At 32.1% G+C, this 302-nt stretch carries 1 rRNA gene; it reads left to right on the top strand.

Features of this window, described 5'->3' with window-relative positions:
• Positions 1–129 precede the first annotated feature (129 nt).
• Positions 130–245: ribosomal RNA gene (gene rrf / locus VJI93_RS08625) — 5S ribosomal RNA — on the top strand.
• Positions 246–302 lie beyond the last annotated feature (57 nt).

Below are 302 nucleotides of genomic sequence, written 5' to 3'. Positions count from 1 at the left end.
AACATCAAAGCTAACTGATACTAATAAATCGAAAGCTTGACCAGAAATATATACTCTTTAGTTGTAAGGGGTTTTAACAGAAATATATTGAAAAAGAAAAGAAAAAGAAAAAGTACAAAAGTAAACAAGTATGGCTGTGATGGCTAGGAGGATACACCTGTTCCCATCCCGAACACAGAAGTTAAGCTCTTAAACGTCGAAGGTACTAGTACATCTCGTATTGGAAGAATAGAAAACAGCCAAACAAACCACTCGCAAGAATGGTTTTTTGTTTATATAAATAATTATATTTTGAATTTGTT

Origin of the sequence: Parvimonas sp. M20 (genome assembly GCF_035282425.1) — a bacterium.
Classification (GTDB): Bacteria; Bacillota; Clostridia; order Tissierellales; family Peptoniphilaceae; genus Parvimonas.
This window is presented reverse-complemented; position numbering and strand designations above follow the sequence as displayed.